Below are 25,168 nucleotides of genomic sequence, written 5' to 3' on the forward strand. Positions count from 1 at the left end.
TGTCCCCTTTATCGAAATAAACTAATATTAATTATATTTAAATTGATGTGAATTATTGGTTTTTAATATGTTGACTATGTTTATATATTGATACTAACATTCACAAAAGAAGCGGTACTTTCACTTCTTAAGCTATTTATTTAATGGCTAAAATAATAAATATATAAATATATAAATAAAATTATTTCAGGGAGAATCCAATGTTAAATAACCAAGTTTCAAAAGCGGTGCGCTTAGCGATTGCTTTTGGTACGGCATCTACAGCTGTATTTTCAGCAAATTCAATTGCTGCTGAAGAGGGAGTTGAAAAGGTAGAGCGTATAGAGGTTACCGGTTCACGAATTAAACGTGCAGATCTTGAAAGCGCTTCACCAGTGAGCATTATTACTACTGAAGATATGAAAGTTCAGGGTATTTCAAATATTTCCGATGCGTTACAAAACCTTACCGCTCAGTCGGGCGGATTAACTGCTGCTGTAAATAATGGCGGTAATGGTAATGCAACTGTTAACTTAAGAGGTATGGGTTCATCACGTACATTGGTACTTGTTAATGGACGCCGTATGATTGCCTCAGGTACTGGTGCATCTTCTACCGTGGATCTTAATGCCATTCCTTTTAGCGCTGTAAAACGCATAGAAGTTTTAAAAGACGGAGCATCAGCTGTTTACGGCTCTGATGCTCTTGCTGGTGTGGTTAATATTATCATGCGCGATGACTTTGAAGGCTTTGAGCTAGATGCCAGCTATGCAGAGACAGGTGAAGGTGACGGTGAAGAAGCTAGCTTAAGTAGCACCTTTGGTGTGAGCAGTGATAAAGGTAATGTTGTTGTAAACGTTGGTTTTTACGACCGTGGTACTGTACGTGCTAGCGACCGAGATTATTCAGCATGTCCATACGCTGAAAGTGGCGGTGAGCGTTTTTGTGCCGGTTCTGGTAACTCTTTAGGTATGAATGCAATCTTAGATGATGGTAGAAGAGTTCAGTTTGAGCCTGGCGGTAACGGTTCATCAACTGATACTGGCTATCACACATATGTGGGTAGTGGCGAAGGCAACGATACCTATAACTACTCTTCTGCTTCATACTTATCTACGCCTGCAACTCGTTATAATGTGAGCGTGTTAGGTAATTATGAATTAGCAGATAACTTAAACTTTTTTGCAGAAGCGTACTATACAAACCGTACCTCAACGCAACAAATGGCACCAGCACCTATCAACTACACATACAGTGTAGATGGTCGTAGTTGGGTATTAAGTCAAAATCCAGAAGTTTACCCATTCTCAGGCTTGTATGATTTTGCAACTCCTGGCGACAATGTAGACATGTTACCACTGCGTCGTATGTCAGAAATGGGTGGCCGTGTATTTGAGCAAGAAGTAAATACAGCACAATTTACAACTGGTTTAGAGGGCTTTATCGCTGATCAATACGCTTGGAATGTGTTCTATACATATGGTCGAAATAGCGCTATTGACCGTTCTAAAAACTACATCAACGTAGACAAAATGATAGCGTCAGTAAATGAAAACTGTGAAGGTGTCTCGGTTACAGGTTCGCCTAGTGACTACACGGTTACAGGCAACGATGCATCTGCTCCATGTATTAACTACTTCGGTGAAGGCGCGCTTTCACAGTCAGATGCCGATTACTTGCGTTACACCGATCAGGGTACTTCAGGTACAGAAATGCACCACTTAGGCGCTTCAATTTCGGGTGATTTATTTGAAATGCCTTCTGGTGTTGTTGGCTTTGCATTTGGTCTAGAGCACCGTGAAGAATCAGCATTTAATCAACCAGATGCATTCTCTTCATCAGGTATCGGTTCAGGTAATGCCGTACAGCCAACTTCTGGTGGCTATAAAGTTGACGAAGCATATGTAGAGCTTGTTGTTCCACTATTGAATGATTTACCACTGGTTCAGTCTTTAGATTTAGAAGCTGCGCTTCGCTACTTTGACTACGATACGTTTGGATCAGATACTACTTATAAGTTAGGTCTAACTTGGCGTATGACAGATGAAGTTATGCTTCGCTCTGTATTATCAACAGCATTTCGCGCACCAAGTGTAAGTGAGCTTTACGGTGGTCAGTCAGATAGCTTCACCAATTATACAGACCCTTGTACTGGCTTTGGTGGTGCTGGCTTTGATTCTAGATACCAAACAGCCTGTGCTTCTGATGCAGCAGCCGGCCTAATTCCTTCAGATGGTACGTTTGCACAAAACAGTGGTCAACTTCGTGCGGTTGTTGGCGGTAACCCAGACCTAGGTCCTGAAACTGCTGATACATTTACAGTTGGTCTTGTTGTTGAGCCTATTGAAGGGCTAAGCTTTACTGTTGATTACTACGATATTGAAGTAGATAACGTAATAAGCTCTGTTGGTATTACGACTAAGCTAGATAAGTGTTATAGCGCGGGTGAAGAAGGTGGACAAGGTGGTTCTTTTGCACTTTGTGAAGGTGTTGTACGTGATGCAACGGGTAACTTTGATGGTACTCCATCACTTGATCAAAACCTTTCTACTTGGAATCTATCGGGCGTAGATTTCAACGCTCAATATAGCTTTGACGCTGCTGGCTTAGCGTGGAGAGCTGATTGGGAAGCTTCTTACATCTCTAAATGGGAAGTACAAGAGTTTGCTGGTGAGCCTATTCAAGATTACGTAGGTGTTGCATCAAGTGGTTCTGGCTCAATTCCTGAGTGGAAACATAATGTAAGCTTACGTGCAGCCGGTGATGATTGGACTGTTTCATACAAAGTGATGTATGTAGATTCGCTTGTTACAGAATCAGTTGCATTATTTGATGGAGACCCTGCGGATTACTATTCACCAGAAGCTGACTCGTTTGTATCACATACACTAAGTGGTACTTACCAACTTAACGAGCATGTTTCGTTACGTGGTGGTATAGATAACCTAACAGATGAAGAGCCTCCATATTACAGCGATTATGATGATGCCAATACAGATACTACGTTGTATAAGTACATCGGTCGTAACTTCTTTGTAGGTACAACTATTTCATTCTAAGCATAAGCTTTAATGCTAAGGCCGGTATATTATCGGCCTTTTTATTATTTAAGAGAACATATGCAAAGCCAAGGCATGTCATTTCAAGATGTAAGCAACTTAATCCTTAAGGAAATTAATAATAATAATTTCCTTAAGGCATTAAAAATTGCTAATTCGATTAAAAGTAATGAATCGAGTATTGTAGCGCACCTTCATCACTTAAAATCTATAGCATACCAAAAGAAAAAAGATTATATATTATGTTTAGCCGAGATTGAAAAAGGTATTAAACTAAGTCCACGTCATTTTCATTTAAATGTAAATAAAGCAAAATTATATAACTTGTTGGGTGAACCTGATAAGTCAATAAAACAATATTTAAATGTATTGGCTATATATAGTGACGATATAGAAACACTTTATAATATCTCTGTTTTGTACTTTAAAAAGAATGAATTTACTAAAGCAAAAGAATACATTGATAAAGCATTTACACTATCCCCTCAAAATGCAGTTATTCTCAGTGCAAAAATAAAAACAGACTTAAAGCTTGAGAAGTTTACTGAGGTCGATAGGCTCACAGATGATTATATTCGCAATTTTGGTGCTGATGCTAGTATTCTCAATAGTAAAGGGTTGGCTTTAAAAGCTTTATGCTTTTGGGATAAAGCAATTATAACTTTTGAGCAAAGCTTAAAATTAAGCCCTGGTTTAGTTGAAGCTAAAAAAAATATGGCCAGCTGCTATCACTTAGCCGGTAAGTTTAAAAAAGCCAAAGCAATATATACAGAACTAACAACTATCAACCCGCTAGATTTAGACAGTCATCATTGGCTAAACCAAATGCTATGGGAAACTGCAGACTCTGGTTTTTTATCCTCATATAACCATGCTTTAAAAATAACTGGAAAAAATACTGCACTGGAAGCTGAGCTTGCACAAAAGCTTTATACATCGGGTAAGCAAACTGAGGCTTACAAAATAGCAAAGCAAATACTCTCTCAAAGCAATTGCCCACAAAAAGCGTTTTCTATAGTGGGTGATTACGAACGTGAAAACAGCTTATTTGATGAATCTTTAAAGACCCATTTAGCTGCCAGTAATAGGTTTAAGAATAATCACGCGTACATAGAATTAGCCAAAAGCTATATTGCGATAGATAAACCAGAACACGCATTGAACATTATAAATAAGTTATTAAATCAAGACGAATATAACCAAGAGTACTTGTGTATTAAAAATACAGCATTGAGATTACTAAAAAGCGAGCTGTACTCATATTACTGCAATTATGATTTATTTGTTATGCAGGAGAAAATAGCAACACCTTCTGGCTTTGCTTCTATAGATGATTTTTTAACTGAGCTTAAAGGTACGTTAAAACAGTATCATTATTATCAAAACCATCCTTTAGAGCAATCTTTAGTGAATGGTTCTCAAACCGCAGAAAAGTTATTTGATTATCAACTGCCGATACTAAAAATACTAAAGCAGGAGCTATACGAGTTAACGTCATGCTTTTTATCAAGGCTTCCAAAAGATAATCAACACCCTTTTTTAAAAAGAAATGTTGGTGATTTTAAAGTAACTGATTCATGGTCGGTAATTCTGAAAGATAAAGGTTTTCATAAAAATCATTATCACAGCCAAGGTTGGATGAGTTCACCATTTTATGTATCTATACCCACGCTGATATCTGAATCAACCAACCAAGAAGGGTGGTTAAAGCTAGGTGAGCCAGGATTTAATATGCACACTAAGCTTTTACCTGAGACAACATTAAAACCAGAGGAAGGCAAACTTATTCAATTTCCATCCTATTTTTGGCATGGGACTAATACCCTAAATAGTGAAATGGAACGAGTAACAATTGCTTATGACATACTCCCTCAACACACTTAAATTAAGGATAAACAATGAAACATCTTTGTACCGTATTATTAGTAATTTTAGCTTCAGGTTGCACTAGTGCAGCAGCACTTAAAGCCAGTGAAAGCGATGGCAAAATATGTAAACTCGAAAAAACCACAGGTAGCAACATTGCAACAAGAGTGTGTAGAACACCTGAACAAATTGCTTACCAAGAAAAATTAAGCCAAGAGGCAATGAGAGAGATGACCCGTGGTAGTGTAAAAATTGATAAATAGACTTTAACTTTATAAGTTTATTAACCTCTATTAAAAAATTAATAGAGGTTAAATATTTTTTATTTGATATTAAAGTCCATTACTATACTTATTCTATGCTGATTTCTCATGCTAAAGTATTTGCTTTTATACCTTTTGCTATGGAGTAAAATTGCTCATGGTAAAAATATATTGTTGGGTTTATACTTGCTTTGAAACTAAAAAGTTAACTCCAACAAGCAAGAGAGATATAAATGAAAGAAGTTCGATCTTTTATTAAAACAGCATCATTAACTGAGCTAGAAAAAGCACAACAATTAATCACTGATGCGATTGCAAAATATACTGAGCAGCTACAAGCTAAACAGGAAGTGTTGGATCTTTTAAAAGAAAAAGGACTTACGTTAGAAGATTTACAAGACGGTACAGCAGATAAACGTACTAAAGTAAAAGCTAAGTATCGTATTGAAGTAGATGGCGAAGTGATTGAATGGACCGGTCGTGGTCGTCGCCCTAAAGCGTTTGAAGGTGTTGATTTACAAAAGCACCTAGCTTAATAAAGTAACAGAGAAGCTACGGCTTCTCTTTTTAATGGCGTATAATTTAATAACTAAACTTAGGCTTACGCTTTGTACGCGAGATTTAATTGGCCAAAACTTACCTTAAACTCCCCGCAGTCGCTTAGTATTTGTTAAACTGCATTTCTGGTTATTCTATTTACTATTTTCATGAGCTATAAATTAAGGCCGTATCAGCAAGAGGCCGTAGAGCGCACTGTTTTACATTTTCGAAAAACAAATGATCCTGCCGTGATTGTACTGCCTACCGGTGCGGGTAAAAGCCTTGTTATTGCAGAGCTTGCGCGAATTGCTAAGCAAAAAATTTTGGTGCTTGCACATGTTAAAGAGTTGGTAGAACAAAACGCACAAAAATATAAAAGTTTTGGTTTAGAAGCGAGTATATTTTCAGCAGGGTTAAAAGAAAAATCACTCAGCCACCAAGTTACCTTTGCCAGTGTTCAGTCTTTATCGCGTAATTTAAATAAATTAAATGAGCATTATTCTTTGCTTATTATTGATGAGTGCCACAGAGTAAATGGTGATAAAAAAAGCCAATATGGAAAGGTTATAAATGCGCTCAAAGAATATAATCCTCAGTTAAAAGTATTGGGTTTAACAGCCACACCTTATAGATTAGGAATGGGGTGGATATACCATCATCATTACCATGGTTTTGTAAAAGGTAATAAAGAAAGTCCATTTAAAAACTGTATATTTGAATTACCGCTCAGGTATATGATCAAACATAATTACTTAACGCCGCCAAATGAAGTGGACGCGGCAATTAGTCATTATGATTTTTCGTCCTTGGCTACTAATGCGTTTGGTCAATATACGACTGATGACATGAATGCGCTTTTAAAAAATAGTGAGCGCGCAACGCAAGCTATACTGAAGCAGGTAATACAATACAGTGAAACCCGCCAAGGCGTGATGATATTTGCGGCAACGGTGATGCACGCGCAAGAAATTTTAACTTATTTACCCGCAGAGCAAAGTGCCCTTATAACTGGCGATACCCCAAATGCAGAACGCGATAAATTAATAAATCAATTTAAACAAAAAAACATAAAATACCTCGTTAATATTTCTGTTTTAACTACCGGATTTGATGCGCCGCATGTCGATTTTATCGCTATTTTACGCCCCACCGAATCGGTTAGCTTATACCAGCAAATTGTTGGCCGTGGGCTTAGGCTAAATGAAGGAAAAACAGACTGCTTAGTTATAGATTACGCAGGCAACGGCTTTGATTTATTTCACCCTGAGGTGGGCGATAAAAAAGGTGATAGCGATAATGAGCCCGTTCAAGTGCTTTGCCCTGGGTGTGGGTTTGCAAATATTTTTTGGGGAAAAACCGATGCTGATGGCAAAGTAGTTGAGCATTTTGGCAGGCGCTGCCAAGGTTTATTAGAAGATGACGAAGGCCATAAAGAGCAATGCGATTATCGGTTTAGGTTTAAAGAGTGCGAACAATGCGGCGCTCAAAACGATATAGCAGCTCGTAAATGCCATGATTGCGGCGCAGTAATGGCCGACCCCGACGACAAGCTACGTAACGCCCTTAATTTAAAAGATGCGTTAGTACTGCGCTGTAGTGGGTTATCAGTGGTAAAACTTAAAGATGATTTAATTAAAATAACCTACTTTGATGAAGATGGTGCAAGTTGCGATGAGGTCTATAACCTTGCCAGTAAAGGCGGGCAGTATATTTTTAATAAACAGTTTGGTAAACGCCTAGGGCAGGGGCAAGCGCCTGTCGAATTTAAAAGTGCTGAGCAGGTAATTAAGGCACAGTATGATTTAGTGCACCCCGATTTTGTTATCGCGCGTAAAAGTAAAAAGTATGGCTGGAAGGTATCTGATAAATTATTTGATTACACTGGCAGCTTTAGAAAAGCTAATCAGTTAAGCGGCTAAGCTTAACTGATTTTTGTTAAGCGGCGTCTTCGTCCATTAAACCCCAGCCATCGCCATAGCCATTGTAACTATTAGCAATACTTTCAAGGTATTGCTCTGCTTGGCCAAGCAATGTGTGCTCTGGCACCATTTGTACATGAGTAATCACTTCCCACACGCCTGTGTCTTTACATTTTTCAACGTTTGCGCTTTGTACTAATGCATCAGAGATTATTTCTTTGGCAAATTTTTCAGCATCAGCTTGTTGTTCAAATAAAATGAAAAAATCGATTTGGTGCATTTTGCTTAAATCAACGCCAGCAGCGGCTATTTCGGCTAAAAGTTGGCCGTTATCATCATCAGGGAATTGCATTAAAAACTCATTTAAAATTAATTTTGTATTCGTAGCCACTATTGTAACCAAAATATTGCTTTAAAGCGTATTAATTTTAACTTTATAGGCTTTAAAAGGGAGTGAAATTTGGTGCAAGATTACCATTAAGTTAATGTGTTGCTCATTATGGCTATGGTAGTATGCAACTCATTGGTGGTTAAATTTTAAAGAATAAAAAGTAAGGATATTTACTTGTTCAAACAGTTATTACGTTATGTGTTTTTTTTAGCTTTTTTTATAAGCACTCAAGCCAGCGCTGAGCAAAGGGTAATTGAAGATTACGAAATTAAAGGGATTAGTGGCGAGTTAGAAAGTAACGTTGAGCTATATTTAAAACAACTGGTTGGCGAAAAACCCACCAGAACCTTGCGCCGCTATGCCAAAAAGCAAGTGCAAAGCAGTATTAAAGCGCTGGGGTATTACAACCCAACGGTAGACATTGAGTTTGATAAAGACGATAAAGAGCTTATCGTTAAAGTAGAGCGCGGCCCTGCAACGCGCATAGAAGCTATCAATATAACGCTTAATGGTGAGGGTAAAAACGACTCGCAATTACAAAACGTTATTAAAAATTTAAATTTAACCCAGGGCGATGTTCTTAATCATGGCAGGTACGACTCAGCTCATAAAAAAATAGAGTCAATGCTATTAGAGCTAGGCTATTTTGATGCTAAATGGCCAGCCCGAAAACTTGCTGTATCAGTGCAAAAAAACAGTGCCGTTATTACATTTAATATAGATACCGGCGTGCGATACACGTATGGCAATATAATCATTGCCACCGAAACCCCCGCAGAAAAATACATTCGTTCACTGGCACCTTTTACCCAAGGGCAAGCTTATAAAGCCACACAAATTGCTGATTATAACCTTGAGCTCTCAAGCACACCGTATTTTGCAAGCGTGCGTATTTATGCCGATATACCAGCAAGAGCAAATGGCCAAGTGCCTATTAATATTGATGTGCTACACAAACCTGCTAATAGCTACGAAGTAGGCGGTGGCTTTAATACCGAGCTGGGCCCGAAAGTGCGTTTTAAATGGAGTAAACCCTGGATCACAGAAGACGGGCATTACCTCGAAAGCAATTTAAATGTAGCTGAGAAACAGCAAGATATTTCTATGGCGTACACCATTCCGGTAGATGACCCTAACGACGATTTATGGCGTTTATCAGTGGGTTACAAGTTAGAAGATGAACTTGCCGATGACATATACAGTGAAATACTGACCGGCCAACTGCAGCGCCAATGGTTAACTGAAGATAAATGGGTACGCACGGCCTTTTTACGTCGAGACCAAGAAACATACCGCATTGGTGATGAACCAGAAGAAAGCACCGAAATGCTTATGCCCGGTATTAGCTATGCCCGTAAAAAGTCAAAAGGAGGCACAACGCCTTATTGGGGTGAGCAGTGGCTAATTTCGGCTGAGTTTGGTTTAGATGATGTACTTTCAACCACAAACTTAGTGCGGGTGCAGCTGCAGCATGCGTGGCTGCGAACCTATTTAGATAAACACTTAGTTTTTTTAAAAGCAAACGTGGGCGCCATGCTGGTCGATAATATTGAAAACGTACCTTACTCGCTGCGCTTTTATGCCGGTGGTGACCAAAGTGTACGTGGTTTTGCTTATCAGTCTATTTCTCCAGAAGATGAAGACGGTGATTTAATTGGTGGTAAATACTTACTAACCAGTACTATTGAATACAATTACCAATTTGCACAAAATTGGCGAGCAGCTTTATTTGTTGATGGCGGTACCGCCACAAATGACTTTTCGGACGACTTTGAAGTGGGCGCAGGCTTTGGCTTTCGTTATTTAACACCCATTGGCCCCGTAAAAGTAGACCATGCATGGGGGCTTACTAAAGAAAGTAAAAGCACACGTTTAAGCATTACCATAGGGCCAGAAATTTAATGTCAGTATTTAAAAAAATATCCGCCGCCGTCATCGGCGTTTTAATCACGCTTGCCGTTATTATATTTTGTTTGTTATTTACTGCGCCCGGTAATCAATTTATTGCTTATAGTGCCAATAAAATGGTGGATGGCTTACATATCGAAATTAAAAAAGGGCGCTTTTTATATAACAACCCGTTTAATGTGAGCTTTAAAAACCAAAGTACAGATTTTAAAGCGCAGCAGCTTAAAATAGATTTATTTTGGTGGCAGTGCGATGGCCTATGTATTGAAAATGTAAGTGCGCGGTCAATCAAACTTGCCCTTGGCAATGCACCCGAAGCCACGCAACAGAGCACCTCAGAGCCATTAGCTAAAATTACTTTTCCCTTTAATATTGCCGTTAAAAATGTAGCAATAAACGAATTTGTATTAAATCATCCCAGTGCTGATGTAACCGTAAATAACTTTACCCTTGCGGCGAAAGCTGAAGATGCAACCTTAGCACTAAAAAGCCTAACTATTAGCGATGTACAGGTAAAGCTTAAAGAGCAACCCGCCTCATCTAATCAAGCAGCGGCTAATCAAGGCCAAGCGCTAACAGCGCTGCCTGCGTTACCAGATATAGAGTTTACATCGCCCCTTAATTTACGGGTAGAGCAGTTTGACGTTAAAAAGGTGGATATTGAGCAAGGTGAGCAAACTCACACAATCGAAAATATAGCGCTTGTATTAAATGTAGAAGATGAAAAAGTTAACTTACAAACGCTTAGCGCGCAGTACCAACAATGGCAACTAAATACAGAGTTAACTAGTGAGCTTGCAGGTAACTTACCATTAAACGCTAAAGTAGTGCTAAATAGCGACTTGCACCAAGCGAATTTAGCGTTAAGTGGTGACCTATCTGATTTAAATATAAATTTACGCACTACAGGTCAGTACCCATTAAATCTAACGGCAACGGCTAATTTAAAACAAAAAAATTATCCGTTTGAACTTACCGGTAAAGTTGAGCAATGGTTGATTGACGCTCAAAGTAACGAGCTAAAAGTAAATAATGTTGATTTATCAGCCTCGGGTAATGCGGATGATTACACGCTAAGTTTAAAAGCGCATAGTCAATTAGGTGCCTATCCAGCTGTAGTATTAAACACGCAATTAAACGGCTCGCTTAGCCAAGCGCAGCTACGTACCTTAAGCCTAAAAGCAAACGATAGTAGTGCAATATTTAAAGGTAATGTTAATTGGCAAAAGGGCATACAAGCCGATTTCACCGGTTCGTTAAATAGCTTAAAAGCGCAGTACTTAACAGATGCGCTTACAAGTAATATTTCTGGCCAGCTAGAAGGGCGCTTTAACAGCGAAGGGCAAAACTGGCACTTGCAAATGGATAATACACAACTTGCAGGTACATTGAACCAAACACCGCTTGAATTTGCCTCAAACTTTACACTTAACAATACGCTAAAAGCCAACATAGACAGCCTGTATTTAAGTAGCGGTGCCAATAAATTAACCTTGAGCGGGCAAGTTGACGACACCTGGCAGGTTGACGGAAAAGTAACACTTACCGGAAATGAGCAAACTAATCTGCCATTCGTTGCAAACGGTAAGGCCGATTTAAAAGTTAAAGGACCCCGTTTAACCCCCGTCGTTGATTTATCGTTATTACTCGATAACTTTATGTATAACGACATAAACGTTAATAAACTCACCCTTAAAGGTCAGCTCGATACAGCCGCAGATTGGCAAACCGATGTGAGCTTAAACGTAGGCTCAGCAATGGTTGCTGATCAGGTAATTAATAGTATTGAGCTAACTGCCACTGGCGATAAAACCGACCATCAGCTGGTGGCCGCCATAGATGCAGAGCAAGGCGCTGCTGAACTTGAAGTAACCGGTAAGCTCAATAATGACGTATGGAATGGCTCGCTCAGTAACATAACGCTAAGTGATAAGAAACTCAGCTTTAGTAATAGTAAAAAAATTGCGGTGATGTTTAATACCCAAACCAGCGATTTTGATGTGAGTGCGCATTGCTGGCGCTCAAACAAAAGTGAGCTATGTATTAACACCCTTGCGCAAACTAAAAACTTGGGGCAATTTAATGCTACGTTGAGCAATTTAGCGCTTGAAGAGCTTAAACACTTTTTACCAGATAACATGCGTACGCGTGGCGATATAAGCGGCGACTTTGCTGCAAATTGGAACGAGGGCGCATTAAAAACACTTCGCGCTAATTTAAATGCGCATGACCTTGTTGCTGTTCTTACCTCTGAGGAAGACCGGTTTAGATTACCCATCGAAACGCTAAAAGTCAGTGCCTACACTGATTCTCAAACGGGTAAGCTAGAGGCCGATTTACGCTCAAGTGTGCTAGGTAAAATAGCCACCGAAATTAATATTGATGATATTCAAAATCAGCAAACATTAAACGGTCACCTTAATATAGATAAAATATTGCTATCAGACTTACATCCATTTCTCGAAACCCTTGAGCAATTAAAAGGCGATATAACAGGAAACGTGGCAGTTGCCGGCACTTTACAAGACCCTCTATTAAATGGTGAGCTAAATGTCAGTGATATTAATTTAGAAGGTGAGCAATTGCCGGTGGTATTGCAAAAATCTAACGTAAACATTTTATTTGATAAAACCACCGCCACAATTAAAGGTAATTTAAACGACACCCAGGGCGGTAAAATCAACCTAACCGGCGACGTAGATTGGCAAGGCGCCCAGCCTGAGGTAAATGTAAGCGTTAACGGCGAGCAGTTTTTTATACGCGCGCAGCAAGGCGTGACGTTTAAAGTATCGCCTGATTTAACTATTGGACTTGCAAATAATGCATTAAAGCTGTCTGGCGAAGTGATTGTGCCTTATGGCAGGGTAATGATTGAAGAGCTGCCAGAGGGCGCCGTTCAAGTAAGCAGCGATGAGATTATTGTTGATCAACAAACTGAAACGGCAGAAAACGTACCGTTTGATTACGATGTAAATTTAAAAGTGATTATTAAAAACGATGTGAAAATAGAATCGTTTGGTCTTGAGTCGAAAATAGCGGGCGATTTAGCCATCAAAATGAGCCAAGGTGCCCCTATAATTGCCACCGGCGAGCTAAATTTAATCGATGGTACGTATTTAGCTTTTGGCCAAGATTTAATTATTAGTACTGGGCAAATAGGGTTTAGTGGCTCGATTGAGCAACCGTTTTTAAATATTAAAGCCATACGTAATCCAGACACCACAGCAAACGATGTTGTGGCAGGTGTTACGCTTACTGGTAACGTTGAGCAACCTACCTTAAAAGTATTTTCTGAGCCGGCAATGGATCAAGCACAAGCGCTGGCCTATTTACTCAATGGGCAGCCGCTAGGCGAGGGCGACAGTTCCAGCGATGCTATGCTTACTCAGTTATTGCTCTCACAAGGGGTGAGCCGTAGTGAAGGCGTTGTATCTAAAGTTGGCGAAACCATTGGTTTATCTGATGTAAGCTTAAGTTCAACGGGCTCTGGCGATAACACTAAGCTTGAAATATCGGGCTATGTAGCGCCTAGCTTACAAGTTAAATACAGCGTAGGGGTATTTGACTCGCTCAGCGAGGTCGCTATTCGCTATCAGCTGCTTTCGCAGTTTTATGTAGAGATCACCAGTGGTTTAAATCAAAATGTTGATTTACTCTATAAGTTTGATTGGGACTAAATAGGCAGTATAAGGATTATATGAAAGGACTATATTTAGCAGCACTAATAACAGGGTTAACTGGCTGCGCCCAATACACAGAGCAACACGCGGGCACTCAACAAACCCCAACCCGTAGCGCAAGCGAGGTAATAAAGCATGCTAAAGCGCACGAATGGCGAAATGTAGACAGGCAAAATGTTTTAAAAATTACGCTGCCTACAGGGGCGGCTTATGTTGAGCTTAACCCACAGCTTGCAGCTAAACATACTGCGCACATAAAACAACTTGCACGAGAAGGCTTTTATAAAAATACCCGTGTTTATCGTTTTGTTGAAGGGTTTGTGGCACAAGGAGGCGACAGCTCAGGCAATAAAGCAATTAAAAAGGCTAATAAAACTGTGCCTGCGGAGTTTTACCATAGCACCGCACAGCCGCTTAAAATTACAGAGCTACAAGGCGATGGTTACGCGCCTGTAACGGGGTTTTTAAACGGTTTTGCTGTCGCACAAAACGCCTCTAATACACAAACTTGGCAGGTACATTGCCACGGTGTGTTTGCCATGGCGCGTGGCAATGAGATAAACAGTGCAAGCACTGAATTTTTTGTCACCATTGGCCAAGGACCGCGCTACCTTGATAAAAATATTACCGTATTTGGAAGAGTGCTTGAAGGTATGCAGCACTTTAATCGTTTACAGCGTAAGCCTGTTGCTAATACGCCATTTAACCCAATTACAAACATTGAGGTGTTAGCCGATATTAAGCGTGATAAAAGCACCTTTAATGTTATGAAAACAGACTCGCAATCATTTAGAGAATTGATTGAGGCGCGAAAAAATCGTACCGAACCTTGGTTTGTATACGCCCATAATTATGTTGATGTGTGCGCAATGCCTATTCCGACTAAGCGCATTGACTAGCTTATAACGGGTATAAAAAAGGAGCTTAAGCTCCTTTTTTATGGTGATATTTAAGTCGATTGGTATTACTGGCGATTAATTTTTACCGCAAAAGGCGTATCGTTATAGTGCGTTGAACGATACGGATTTATATCCAGCCCACCGCGGCGCGTATAACGCGCATAGACTTCAAGCTCTTTAATGTTTAGCTGCGTGGTTAAATCACTATAAATACGCTCTACACATTGCTCATGAAACTCATTGTGGGTTCTAAATGAAATTAAATAACGCAAGAGTGCCTCATGGCATATTTGCTCACCAGTGTAACGAATAATTATACTGGCCCAATCTGGCTGCGAGGTAATTAAGCAGTTAGATTTAAGCAAATGGCTGTGCAGGGTCTCAGTAACCAGGGTGTCACTTTTTGATTTAAGTGAGTAGGCGTCAATATCGTAGTTATCTATTTCAATATCTAAATCGTCAATACATTGCCCTGGTAATGGCGTGCAAGGTAAGCAGTTATAGTCATCAGGTGCGTATAACGTTACCGCTACATCGCTATTTACCGCATTTGATAAGTCTTCAATTAAATGCTGTTTTACCACCTCAATACTTTCAAAGCGGGTTTGATTAAAGCTATTCAAGTAAAGTTTAAACGACTTAGACTCAATAATATGGCTGCTTTGGCACGCAAAAGTAAACAGCGCCACGGCAACCTGCGGTTTACCTTTAGCGTTTAACCACGAAAGCTCATAACCTGTCCAAATATCTTGGCCTTTAAAGGGTAACTCGGCTTCGTCAATATTTAAAGCATCACGATTTAACTTGCGGGCAATAGGAAAAAGCAAGCTAGGCGAATATACATCTACGTATTCAGTAGATTGTCCTAACACACTACCTTTAAGGTCTGGAGAATTGCTGTAATCTGTCATGTTTGCTCTTAAATAGTTACAATAGGGACATTATATCTAATTTAAATGAGTTTCGCAGTATGTCTGTTGCAATGCAAATGGCCCAACTTCACACGCAATTTTGTGAAAAAACCGTTAAAAACACCGCTAAATATCCGCTTATGGCACACGATGAACAATGGCCTAGCCCTTGCGAGTTTGGCGAGGTAGACGCACAAGGCAATATTCAATGGAAAAGTGCTTTGCAAACCCCCGCAGGTTCGTTATCAGATTTAGCTAACGCGCTTGAGCTGAGCTTCCCAGCAGGGGTTGATGAGTTTTATGGGCACATGTATGGCGGTAGCATTTTAGCTAGTATAGATGGTCACCGTGTGGAGTTATTACAAGCTTGGAATAAAGATGATTTTGACCTGCTGCAACAAAATATTACCGGTCATGTATTAATGAAACGAAAATTAAAGCAGCCAGAAACCCTATTTATAGGTTTAACTGAGCAAGATGACTTACTGGTTACCGTGCAGGTAAATACCGGTGAGGTATGTTTAGAGTACGTAGGTAAAAAGCCGCATCATGTACTTGCACCCAATATAGAATCTTTTTTAAAAGCGCTTGAGGTTTAGATTAATTAAACCAATGTGCAGTAATCGTTAATTATTGTGCAGGATAAGCCCTGTGCAAGATGCGTTAAAGGTTGCTTAGTTATTACAGCGAAAAGAGCGATATTGTAGCCTTACTCGCGGCCTTTACTTAATTTAATTGAGCATTAAAAAGTCAGCTTAGTGCAATGCATTAAGCTGATTTTTTATAAGGTGTGTAACTTTATTTTGCAAAGTACGGGCTTTTAGTTACTGAAAATCCCACGAAACATTAGATACCAACCCACATGGCTCACACCTAAAATCAAATAACCCAAACCACGGCTCTGGCAATTTCCACTCACTATTGCAGCTAGGGCATTTACGCTCAAGTTCTGAGGCTTTATCTACACCGCCTACACGGTATAAATAATAATAAACCGGTTTTTGAGTTAAAAAGCGGATACGTTTAGCAATGTCTTTACCGCGGCGGTATAAGTCACTTTGTGTGCTTGATATTTCTTCAAGCGCTGGAAATTCACAGCGAGTAGCGCCGTTAATTTGTATTTGATCGCAAGCTTGCCAATCTTCTTGCCATTTTATGAGTGTTTTATAATCCCCATTAGCAATGGCCGGAATAGTAAATAATGGCACGGGTAAAAAGTCATCACCACAATACAGTGGGCTACAAGTATGCACATAGGTTGTGTATAAAATATAGCTTGAAGGCGATTTACAGGTATCGGCACCGTTTGAGTGAATGTCTTGGCCAATAACTTTTATTTTAGGAGCAAGTAAACCTGCACTGTGCAGCTTCTCAATACTGTGTTTTACAAAAGGGCTATTATTTAATGGGTGCATGGCGTCTTCGGTTGGGCACATTACACGGGTAATAAAATAGCCATCTTTTAGTACAGTTGGGAATTCTTCACCCATAATTTGGCCGTTAAAACGCAGTGCATTAACTAATCGGTTAATGGCTTGCTCGGCGTGCTCTAGGGTGGTGTCTTGGTAGCAGTCAAACGTTAAATCAACAACGAACATTTATAGTCTCAAATTATTTTTGCTCTAACAGGGCTAGCAACCTATCGAGTTTTTTCTCAATGCGATCGAGTTGAGATGTTTTAGGCTCAACGATGCTCTGCTCAGGGTTTTTCATTAAATTATGAATTGAATCAGGATTATTTTTATATTGGCTTACTGCGGCAATAATAATCGGCATAGGCACAGGTTGTGCTAAACGGCTTTTAGTTAGGGCAACAGTAGGGGTTTTGCCTTCATCAAGAAGGACTTTAATTGCATCAAATACAACTGCATTCATTAGATTTGTAACTCTTTAATATATAAGCGCAGCAAGTGTTTGCTGCGCGGGTGCTATAGTAGCAACAATACCAAGGAGCATAAAGCCTTGGTATAAGCAGAGGGGGGATTATACCAATTCGCAATAATACTTAATCATTTTGAGGGGCTAAACGGGTCGCTACCTGTGTTAAAAATTTTTCATTTAGAACAGCCAATAGTGAATTTTTGCTTAGCTATAAACACGTTTATCGAACCTCAAAATAGGTCGCATAATTGAGCAAATTAGTATTACTTACCTTCTTGGCGAAGCCTCACATCAAGTTCATCAATTACTTCACTCCACGCGCCATCTTCTGCTAGCGATTCTGCTAAAAAATGCTGCTGTGATTCATCCCAAAAAGGAGCTTGTTGTAAAAGCGTTGTGTCTTCTAGTGAGTGAGAAGCAATAAAATCGTCAATCTGTTGTTCTGAGCTAGGTAAACCCAATTGTGCAAACAACGTTTTCATATCGTGTTTTGTTGTATCCATATTATTACTCCATCTGATTAAATTAAACCAAGCTTAGAGCCAGACTATAGGCTTTGCTAGTTAAACTCTCGCTGAATTGACGGTATTTTTGCTTTAGGTATATAGTTAACTTGCAGTATAGATAAACATTTTCGCCATACAATTACCAATTACTTTATATACGGTAAATAGTTTGGCAACGTTGAGGGTAGTAAAGCAAAAAGGATACACAATGACAGTCACCTCTAATGAGCACACATTAAGCGTACAATACCTTGCCCCTGAAGATATAAGCACTGCAGGGAGTTTAATCTATCAGGCCTATCATGATGATCCGCTCCTTCAAAATTTATTAGGTTATGATCAACATAATATGGCTGCCTACGAGAAAAAATTACGCTCAGTGATACGCGAAGAACTCAGTGCTTTTTGGCAAGAAAAGCTGCCATTAATAGGCTTGTACCGCGATGATAAATTAAAAGCAGTGGCGTGTGTATTTGAGTCAAGCAGCCAATTACAACCAGAGCGTTATTGGCATTGGCGCTTAAAGTTAATGCTGAGCGCAGGGTATTTGCAAACCAACCAACTAATAGAAAAAGAGCAAACAATACGCACTGCGCTTAATGAGATTGGCGATTACTACTATTTAGCGTTTATTGCGGTAGACCCGCACGTGCAAGGCCACGGGCTTGGGCGCTACCTGTTACGAGGCTTAGATGATTTAGCAACTAAAAACACAGGGGCTAAAGGGCTTGCCGTTTTTGTTACACGCCAAGAGCATAATACGTTTTTTAAATCAGAAGGATTTAGCACTTTTAAAGCACTTGCCTTTAATAAAGTATCCGGAGAGCTTCTTTATAAACCATATGCAAAGTAAGTCTGTAAGCGATAAGCGCCATTACGGACATATGCCCGTGAGACATATCTTACATTGACGTGCGCATTATCAGTTACGGTCGTTCATAAATGCAGCTTTAAAAGGGTAGGTTTTTGTTTTATATTGGGTTTTATATTTTTTCATATATATTACGAAAAATTAATTTTGTTTACCTAGTGGGATGAAACCAAAACTCGCGTAGTATTTAACTTGTCAAGACGACATAGCTTAATGACTAAGCTACTGCCAAGGATACGGAATAGGCAACATAGCAGATGCTAGCAGGAAGCATAAAGGACAAGTTAAAAAGGACGCAAGGACGAACTAGGAAGTGCATGAGGCGCTTAGTAGTTGGAACTACTTAAGGATATTTACGGATGAGGCTACAGGAAGTAGCAGGAGCGTTAGTTTACGCAGGATGGCCAAGGCGGCAAGTGGAAAATGCAGGATGCATTTAAAGTGGCAGGAGCTACTTAAAAGGATGACCAAGGATGATGCTACAGTGAGTAGCCAAGCGTTAGTTTACGTGGGTTAGCCAGGATGGTTATGGATTTTGCAGGACGCAATGTTGAGGGTAAATAGGGTTGTTTACTCGTTCAGGGGATGATAATACGGATTTTGGGTCAAGGATAACAAGCAGGATGCTGTAAGAGTGGGGCGTAACTTTTGTTACGCCTTAGTTTTATGTATTAACTTATTTTAGTGGTTTCACTTTAACCCCACCGGTTTGAACGATTAGAGTTAAATTTTGTGTGGCGGCACAACAACACTTTTTAGCATTTCATTTTCCATAATTAAAATACCTTGGTAGGCATTTTCGCCATCACTTGAAAACTCAAACATAAATTCGCTTTTGATCCCCGGTTTGCCATTTTTTAAAATGCCAAAGCGGCGTTTTGTGCACGCTACGCTCATTAACTGAACCTGTAATTGCTCAGCTTGGCGCGCGGCATGACTGTTAGCAGCTTCTGCTACTTTTCGGTTTAGCCAAAATAAGTAAATTACAGCGCCAATGGCGATAAACGTCCACAAAGTAGCCATTAAGAGAACAACCTTCCAATTGCGCGAGCGAGCGTTTCGCTGCGGTTTTCTTTACGTAATAAGCCTAATAAATGTGGGCGTATAGTGGGTATTGCAACTAAATCAGCAAAGATACTCGGGAATAGCTCGGCAATTTGCTGGTGGTGCGCACAATTATCCATAAAAATATGTAAGCGCTCAGGCTCTTCTAGTTGAGAAAAGCATCGCCCTGCAATCGTTAAAAGTACATCTGAATCAGTGCCAACAGATGAGCTTAATGCAGCATCTACTAGGTGTGTACACAGCCCTTGGGCTTGGCCTTTTGAAAGCGAGCGCAGTGCGGCAGTTAGTGCAATTGTATCGTTATTTTCAATGGCAGTGTGGCCATAGGCGACTAAAAGCTCACTGAGTGATGGCGGTATTTCTACATGTTCAAGCATGGCGCTCAAAGGCTGCAATACCTCTAGTGGTAAATGCGGCCAAGCTTTTTGCAAGTTTGCTAAGTTGTTGTCGTTATTTAGGCGCAGTGCAAAATCGGCAATACCTTGTAGCGCAACGCTTTGCCAATCATCAAAACCTAAAGTGCCACTAAAGTACAGCTGCGTGTGCTCGTAATATTTAGAGGCTGGTTGCTTTAACAATACTTTAAGTTGGGCGTTAAAAGCCGCTAATTTATTTGCATTAGGGGTAAACACATAAGGGTTATTATCTAGCTTACCATCGGCTTGCTCGCCGGTAATTTCGCTGCCTAGGGCTTCAATTACCATATTAGCGAAATGATCGCGGCTCGCGCTCACTAATTTACTTTGCTCATCAAGTGGAAACTTTAAAAACCATACATAAGGTTCTTTACTTGCTTTGCTATCCCAAAATTGAATAGCCAGCCATGCATGCCCCGCAAGCGGATAAGGATAAGGAACTTGCGCTTGCTCAATAGCTAAAAACTGTTTTTTATCAAGCTTAGTAATATGCCTGCCAATATCAAAAGCACGCCATTGTGTACCGGCGCCATCTAAAAGTTGGCCAAGTGTCGCTATGTGTTCGCTCATCGTTATCTCAATTGTTTTTACTGCAAAATTGCCTCAATTATACGCCATAGCAGGCATTGAGGGAACAGGGTATAATTGCCCTATAACGTAAAAAGAAGAGTGGTTATGTATCAGCAAACGCAGGCTTATTTAAACCAATTAAGCACACTTTTAAAAAAACATAAGCTGTGGCAAAGCACGCCAATAGAGGCGCATAAATTACAATCTCAAGAGCCTTTTTGTCACGATACCATGGCATTTGAGCAATGGTTACAGTTTGTATTTATTGAAAAAATGCAGCAATTAATAACGCTCAGCCAACCATTGCCGCAAAATTTTGCCATTGCGCCTATGGCTGAAATGGCGTTAGTGGGTAAAACCGGCAGCGGCGAAATTATAACGCTACTTAGTGAACTTGATGCTTTTTTAGGTAAACCCCATGACTGAAAAGGGAGAACCTGTAGAGTACGGCGAGCTTAATATTCTTTACCAAGACGAATACTTTGTTGCCATAGATAAGCCCTCAGGCTTATTGGTTCATCGCTCTTTTTTAGATAAACATGAAACCCAGTTTGCAATGCAAATGCTGCGCGACCAATTAGGGCAACATGTATTTCCGGTGCATAGGCTAGATAGACCAACATCAGGTGTGCTGCTATTTGCTTTAAGTTCAGAATCTGCCCGAGACATGAACAAGCTATTTATTGAAGGCACTATTACAAAGCGTTATTTAGCGCTTGTACGTGGTTTTGCGCCTGAATCGGTGTTTTTAGATAAACCGTTAAAAGAAGATCTTGATAAAATAGCTGACAAATTTGCCACGCAAAATAAAGCGCCACAAGCGGCGCAAACGCAATTTAATTGTCTGCATCAAGCCACGCTACCAATTCCTATTGGTAAATACCCCACGGTGCGTTACTCGCTCGTAGAGTGTTTTCCAAAAACAGGGCGAAAGCATCAAATTAGGCGCCACCTTAATCATTTATCAATACCTATTATTGGTGATGTAAATCATGGTGATAATCAGCATAATCAATTTTTTAGGGAGCATTTTGCACTGCGGCGGTTAATGCTATTTGCAACGCAGCTTAGTTTTGTGCACCCTTACACGCATAAACCCATCGTAATTAAAGCGCCACTAGGTGAAGACATGCTTAGTATATGTAAGCAACTAGGTTGGCCACAGCAAGAAAAGGATTATTAATGGCACATATTAGTATTTTTGTAGGCAGCGTTAACGGCGGCGCAGAACGTTTAAGCTACGACGTTGCAAATACAATTGAAAAAGCGGGGCACACTGCGAGCGTTATTAGTGAGGCCTCACTTGATGATATAAAAAACGCCTCACATATATTAGTTGTTACCTCTACCACAGGGCAAGGCGATGTACCTAGCAATTTAGCTGGGCTCTACTTTGCTATGAACAGCACATTTCCGATGCTAACTGATAAGCCATTTGGTGTTATAGCCATGGGCGATAGATGCTACGGCGATACGTTTTGCGGTGCAGGGCGCAGCTTTGATGAGCTACTACGTGACTTGCAAGCTAAGCCGGTAGGAAACCGTTTAGAAATAGATGCCTGCGAAGACTTTGAGCCATGGCCTGTAGCAGAGCCGTGGTTAAAAGCATGGCTTGAAAAATTACCAGCTTAGTAACACCAATGCGCAATAATGCTTACTCATTTTGCGGGGTTAAATGTGTCGCTACCTTCGTTAAAAAATGCTCATTTACGATTGCATGGATGCAGAAGGTAGAGCCATGCAGGAGCAATTGCCGAGAACAACTAAATAGCGAATTTATTGCCTAGCTATTAACACGTTTTTCCGGCCTCAAAATAGAGCATTTAATTAAGCGAATTGGTATTAACTGCTTATACGTACAAAAAAAGGAGCGCATGCGCTCCTTTTTTAATTATTAAACAGTGGGTTAACTACTTCTTACATCAACCTTAAGCTTTAACTTTTGGCCTGGCTGTAAATACTTTTGGCCGGCTAAGTTATTCCACTTAATAATTTCGTTTACGGTTAAATTAAATTTAGACGCAATACGTGCAAGCGAGTCACCACGGCGTACTTTGTACGTAATGGTGCGATTAGTACTTGCAGTTGCTTGTGGTTTACTCGCTGATTTATAAACAGTGAGCTTTTGATTTAAGCGCAATACTGAGTTTTTCTTCAGTTTATTCCACGAGGCCAGCTCATCCATGGTGACATCGTATTCGCGACTAATGTCCCACAGGGTGTCGCCACTTTTAACCGTGTGCGACAGCTTAGTACGGGTGGCTTTATTAGCAGCTAAACGCATTTGCTTAGGTAAATGTTCGCTATTAATTGCCCCATCGGTTAAGGGTACTAATAACTGTTGGCCAATACGTATGGTGTTTGACTTTAATTTATTAAGCGAGCGAATAGCACTGGTGCTAGTGGTAAACTTTTTAGCAATAACCGATAGGCTATCTCCGCTCGCCACAGTGTATTGCTGCCAGCGTAAGCGGTCTTTAACATCGGTTTGCGCCAGCTTTTGGCTGAATTGTTCCGCTTTATCGGTGGGTAATAGTAAAAAATGCGGACCGTTAGGGTCGGTCGCCCAGCGGTTAAAGCCTGGGTTTAACCTGTATAGCTCAGTAAGAGTCATATCGGCCATATCTGCGGCCAGTGCTAAGTCAATCTGCGTGCCTACATCAACCACTTCTACAACTTGCGCGTTGATAACCGGTTTCCATTTTACATTAAACTCATCAGCGCGTTTTAATAAATCGGCAAGGGCTAAAAGCTTTGGTACATACGCGGTGGTTTCGCTTGGTAAGTCGAGAGACCAAAAGTCTGTTGGTAAATGCTTTTTACGATTTTTCTTAATTGCACGCATTAAACGCCCTTCGCCTGAATTATAAGCCGCAATGGCGTTTAACCAATCGCCTTCAAGGGTTTTGTGTAAATACGATAAGTAATCAAGGGCAGCACGCGTAGATTGCACTATGTCGCGTCGGCCGTCGTACCACCAGTTTTGTTTTAAATCAAAACGCTCGCCAGTGGCTGGCATAAATTGCCAAATACCCGAAGCACTGCGATTAGAGAAGCCAAATGGGTCAAACGCGCTTTCTACAATAGGTAAAAGGGCAATTTCGATAGGCATTTCGCGCTTTTCAACTTCTTCAACAATAAAGTGTAAGTAAGGTTCTGCGCGTTTTGAAATGCGGTCTAAATAAGCTTGATGACGCGCATAGTAATTACGCTCGGTAACAACAGGGCGGTTTTGCGGTACATCAATAGACAGTTGGTAGCGAATGCGCTCCCAAACATCGTCAAAAACGGGGGCGTCTTCGCTCTGCTCAACGTGTTGATATTGGGCGTTTAGCATCAATGCATTGTTAATATCGTTAGGGCTTGCGCCTTCTAAGCGCTTATTTGCTTGGGTAGCAGCTTGTGCGTCTGAATCTACGGTTGTTAATGTTTGACAACCACTTAGCGCAAGCGCCAAGGCAATTAATAGAGGAGATTTATTCATATATACCAATACATCAGGTAAAAAAACTCGGCGAATACTACCCGTTATGAGTCAACATTGCCACTTAACGACCAACTTTAACATGTTGGTAAAACCATTCGCTATTTTTAAACCAATGGTTTTACCTAGGATATACCTAACCACGATGCTGCAAAATTAATTACAACAGGTCAACATATCTTTACTAAAAGTTGTCTTTGAATCGTCTCAGACTTGCAAAGTTTTCCCATGGTTCATTGTTTTTTGTAACCAACACAAATTCTTTTGGAATTAACTCTGTAATAGTAGGTAGGTCGCTGCGCATAAATGGATTAACTTTAAGCTCTTGGCCTATTGTACTTGGCAGTGTAATTTCGCCCTTAGCACGCTGTGCATCTACTTTGTCGCTGTATTGGAGTAGCTCAGGGTTACGCGGCTCAACGGCTTTTGCAAATGCTAAATTAGCTTGTGTATATTCATGCGTGCAATACACTTTACAGGTTTTAGATAGCTCACGTAGCTTATTAAACGACTCCCACATTTGCTCAGGCGTCCCTTCAAATAATCGCCCGCAGCCCCCACTAAAAAGCGTATCGCCGGTAAAAGCCAACTCTTCATGAATATAACAAATGTGATCAAGCGTATGGCCAGGGGTGGTAATAATGTTAAAACGCGTACCCAATACCGCAATGCTATCGCCATCAACCAGTGTATTAGTGATCCCCGCAAACGGACTGTTAATAGGACCGTACACTGCAATGTTAGAAAACTGTTTTACAAGCTCGGCTACGCCACCGGTATGATCGCTATGATGATGGGTAATTAAAATGCCACCAAGTTGTAAGTTATGCTCTGCTAAATGCGCCATAACGGGCTGTGCGTCGCCTGGGTCAACCACCCACGCTAGGTCGCTATTATGGGTAGTTAAACACCAAATATAATTGTCAGAAAATGCTTTAATTGCTTTAACTTGCACCATAT

The 25,168-nt window shown here is 40.3% G+C and carries 22 protein-coding genes; 13 read left to right on the forward strand and 9 right to left on the reverse strand.

Features of this window, described 5'->3' with window-relative positions; all coding sequences use genetic code 11:
- The first annotated feature begins 200 nt into the window (after positions 1 to 200).
- From PSH48_RS01995 to PSH48_RS02015, 5 genes are all read left to right on the forward strand, one after another.
- Positions 201 to 3,038: a TonB-dependent receptor gene (locus tag PSH48_RS01995; protein WP_029774022.1), complete on the forward strand. Its 2,838-nt coding sequence runs from the start codon at positions 201 to 203 to the stop codon at positions 3,036 to 3,038.
- A gap of 60 nt (positions 3,039 to 3,098) precedes the next feature.
- A complete protein-coding gene (locus PSH48_RS02000; RefSeq protein WP_162985984.1) occupies positions 3,099 to 4,922 on the forward strand; it encodes a putative 2OG-Fe(II) oxygenase in 1,824 nt (607 codons plus the stop codon).
- Positions 4,923 to 4,936: 14 nt separating this feature from the next.
- Entirely contained in the window at positions 4,937 to 5,167 is a 231-nt protein-coding gene (locus PSH48_RS02005) for a hypothetical protein (protein ID WP_029774020.1), read from the forward strand.
- Between the two features lie 233 nt (positions 5,168 to 5,400).
- Entirely contained in the window at positions 5,401 to 5,703 is a 303-nt protein-coding gene (locus PSH48_RS02010; protein WP_004585960.1) for an H-NS histone family protein, read from the forward strand.
- A 171-nt stretch (positions 5,704 to 5,874) separates the two neighbouring features.
- Positions 5,875 to 7,626 carry a DEAD/DEAH box helicase gene (locus PSH48_RS02015; RefSeq protein WP_273610803.1) on the forward strand — a complete coding sequence of 584 codons (1,752 nt, stop codon included), beginning with the start codon at positions 5,875 to 5,877 and terminating at the stop codon, positions 7,624 to 7,626.
- Between the two features lie 16 nt (positions 7,627 to 7,642).
- On the opposite strand, the gene PSH48_RS02020 is transcribed toward PSH48_RS02015, so the two are convergent.
- Positions 7,643 to 7,978 (reverse strand): ribonuclease E inhibitor RraB, encoded by a 336-nt coding sequence (locus PSH48_RS02020; RefSeq protein ID WP_024033700.1) that lies wholly within the window; start codon positions 7,976 to 7,978, stop codon positions 7,643 to 7,645.
- Between the two features lie 237 nt (positions 7,979 to 8,215).
- On the opposite strand from PSH48_RS02020, the gene PSH48_RS02025 reads away from it, so the two are divergent.
- Genes PSH48_RS02025 through PSH48_RS02035 form a run of 3 tightly spaced genes read left to right on the forward strand, consistent with a single transcriptional unit; the run spans position 8,216 to position 14,504 of the window.
- The gene (locus tag PSH48_RS02025; RefSeq protein WP_443197863.1) at positions 8,216 to 9,919 is read left to right on the forward strand and encodes an autotransporter assembly complex protein TamA; all 1,704 of its coding nucleotides are present in this window, start codon (positions 8,216 to 8,218) and stop codon (positions 9,917 to 9,919) included.
- On the forward strand, positions 9,919 to 13,602 hold the full coding sequence (gene tamB / locus PSH48_RS02030; RefSeq protein ID WP_273610805.1) for an autotransporter assembly complex protein TamB: 3,684 nt from the start codon (positions 9,919 to 9,921) through the stop codon (positions 13,600 to 13,602). The genes PSH48_RS02025 and tamB overlap by 1 nt, the downstream gene beginning before the upstream one ends.
- Positions 13,603 to 13,622: 20 nt before the next feature.
- A complete protein-coding gene (locus PSH48_RS02035; protein WP_138579823.1) occupies positions 13,623 to 14,504 on the forward strand; it encodes a peptidylprolyl isomerase in 882 nt (293 codons plus the stop codon).
- A 65-nt stretch (positions 14,505 to 14,569) separates the two neighbouring features.
- Here PSH48_RS02035 and queF read toward each other — a convergent pair whose 3' ends face one another.
- On the reverse strand, positions 14,570 to 15,415 hold the full coding sequence (queF, locus tag PSH48_RS02040; protein WP_055255227.1) for an NADPH-dependent 7-cyano-7-deazaguanine reductase QueF: 846 nt from the start codon (positions 15,413 to 15,415) through the stop codon (positions 14,570 to 14,572).
- Between the two features lie 59 nt (positions 15,416 to 15,474).
- On the opposite strand from queF, the gene syd reads away from it, so the two are divergent.
- Positions 15,475 to 16,014, forward strand: a complete 540-nt coding sequence (syd, locus tag PSH48_RS02045; protein ID WP_138579822.1) for a SecY-interacting protein — start codon at positions 15,475 to 15,477, stop codon at positions 16,012 to 16,014.
- A gap of 225 nt (positions 16,015 to 16,239) precedes the next feature.
- Here the strand turns inward: syd and PSH48_RS02050 are convergent, their stop codons facing one another.
- The 3 genes from PSH48_RS02050 to PSH48_RS02060 form a co-directional block, all read right to left on the reverse strand.
- Entirely contained in the window at positions 16,240 to 17,013 is a 774-nt protein-coding gene (locus tag PSH48_RS02050; RefSeq protein WP_004585968.1) for a Zn-ribbon-containing protein, read from the reverse strand.
- Between the two features lie 13 nt (positions 17,014 to 17,026).
- Positions 17,027 to 17,290, reverse strand: coding sequence for a hypothetical protein (locus PSH48_RS02055; protein WP_138579821.1), 264 nt, complete (start codon positions 17,288 to 17,290; stop codon positions 17,027 to 17,029).
- 269 nt (positions 17,291 to 17,559) lie between these two features.
- Positions 17,560 to 17,799 (reverse strand): DUF2789 domain-containing protein, encoded by a 240-nt coding sequence (locus PSH48_RS02060; protein WP_004585970.1) that lies wholly within the window; start codon positions 17,797 to 17,799, stop codon positions 17,560 to 17,562.
- Between the two features lie 211 nt (positions 17,800 to 18,010).
- On the opposite strand from PSH48_RS02060, the gene PSH48_RS02065 reads away from it, so the two are divergent.
- Positions 18,011 to 18,655 (forward strand): GNAT family N-acetyltransferase, encoded by a 645-nt coding sequence (locus PSH48_RS02065; protein ID WP_138579820.1) that lies wholly within the window; start codon positions 18,011 to 18,013, stop codon positions 18,653 to 18,655.
- A 741-nt stretch (positions 18,656 to 19,396) separates the two neighbouring features.
- Here PSH48_RS02065 and PSH48_RS02070 read toward each other — a convergent pair.
- Both PSH48_RS02070 and PSH48_RS02075 read right to left on the reverse strand, forming a co-directional pair.
- Entirely contained in the window at positions 19,397 to 19,696 is a 300-nt protein-coding gene (locus PSH48_RS02070) for a DUF3301 domain-containing protein (protein ID WP_004585972.1), read from the reverse strand.
- The gene (locus PSH48_RS02075) at positions 19,696 to 20,724 is read right to left on the reverse strand and encodes a DUF3549 family protein (RefSeq protein WP_273610806.1); all 1,029 of its coding nucleotides are present in this window, start codon (positions 20,722 to 20,724) and stop codon (positions 19,696 to 19,698) included. Before PSH48_RS02075 ends, PSH48_RS02070 begins: the two co-directional genes overlap by 1 nt.
- A 105-nt stretch (positions 20,725 to 20,829) precedes the next feature.
- Here PSH48_RS02075 and PSH48_RS02080 point away from each other — a divergent pair, with 105 nt between their 5' ends.
- The 3 genes from PSH48_RS02080 to PSH48_RS02090 are packed head-to-tail and all read left to right on the forward strand — an operon-like array spanning position 20,830 to position 22,356.
- Positions 20,830 to 21,150: a YqcC family protein gene (locus PSH48_RS02080; RefSeq protein WP_273610807.1), complete on the forward strand. Its 321-nt coding sequence runs from the start codon at positions 20,830 to 20,832 to the stop codon at positions 21,148 to 21,150.
- A complete protein-coding gene (gene truC, locus PSH48_RS02085) occupies positions 21,143 to 21,907 on the forward strand; it encodes a tRNA pseudouridine(65) synthase TruC (RefSeq protein WP_273610808.1) in 765 nt (254 codons plus the stop codon). Before PSH48_RS02080 ends, truC begins: the two co-directional genes overlap by 8 nt.
- The gene (locus tag PSH48_RS02090; protein WP_024033689.1) at positions 21,907 to 22,356 is read left to right on the forward strand and encodes a flavodoxin; all 450 of its coding nucleotides are present in this window, start codon (positions 21,907 to 21,909) and stop codon (positions 22,354 to 22,356) included. The genes truC and PSH48_RS02090 overlap by 1 nt, the downstream gene beginning before the upstream one ends.
- Before the next feature lie 274 nt (positions 22,357 to 22,630).
- Here the strand turns inward: PSH48_RS02090 and PSH48_RS02095 are convergent, their stop codons facing one another.
- Together PSH48_RS02095 and gloB are read right to left on the reverse strand one after the other, a co-directional pair.
- Positions 22,631 to 24,208, reverse strand: coding sequence for a lytic transglycosylase (locus PSH48_RS02095; protein WP_273610809.1), 1,578 nt, complete (start codon positions 24,206 to 24,208; stop codon positions 22,631 to 22,633).
- Positions 24,209 to 24,392: 184 nt separating this feature from the next.
- On the reverse strand, positions 24,393 to 25,166 hold the full coding sequence (gene gloB, locus PSH48_RS02100) for a hydroxyacylglutathione hydrolase (RefSeq protein ID WP_248450995.1): 774 nt from the start codon (positions 25,164 to 25,166) through the stop codon (positions 24,393 to 24,395).
- Positions 25,167 to 25,168: the final 2 nt, after the last annotated feature.

The organism is Pseudoalteromonas sp. Angola-4 (genome assembly GCF_028599265.1).
Lineage (GTDB): Bacteria > Pseudomonadota > Gammaproteobacteria > Enterobacterales > Alteromonadaceae > Pseudoalteromonas > Pseudoalteromonas atlantica.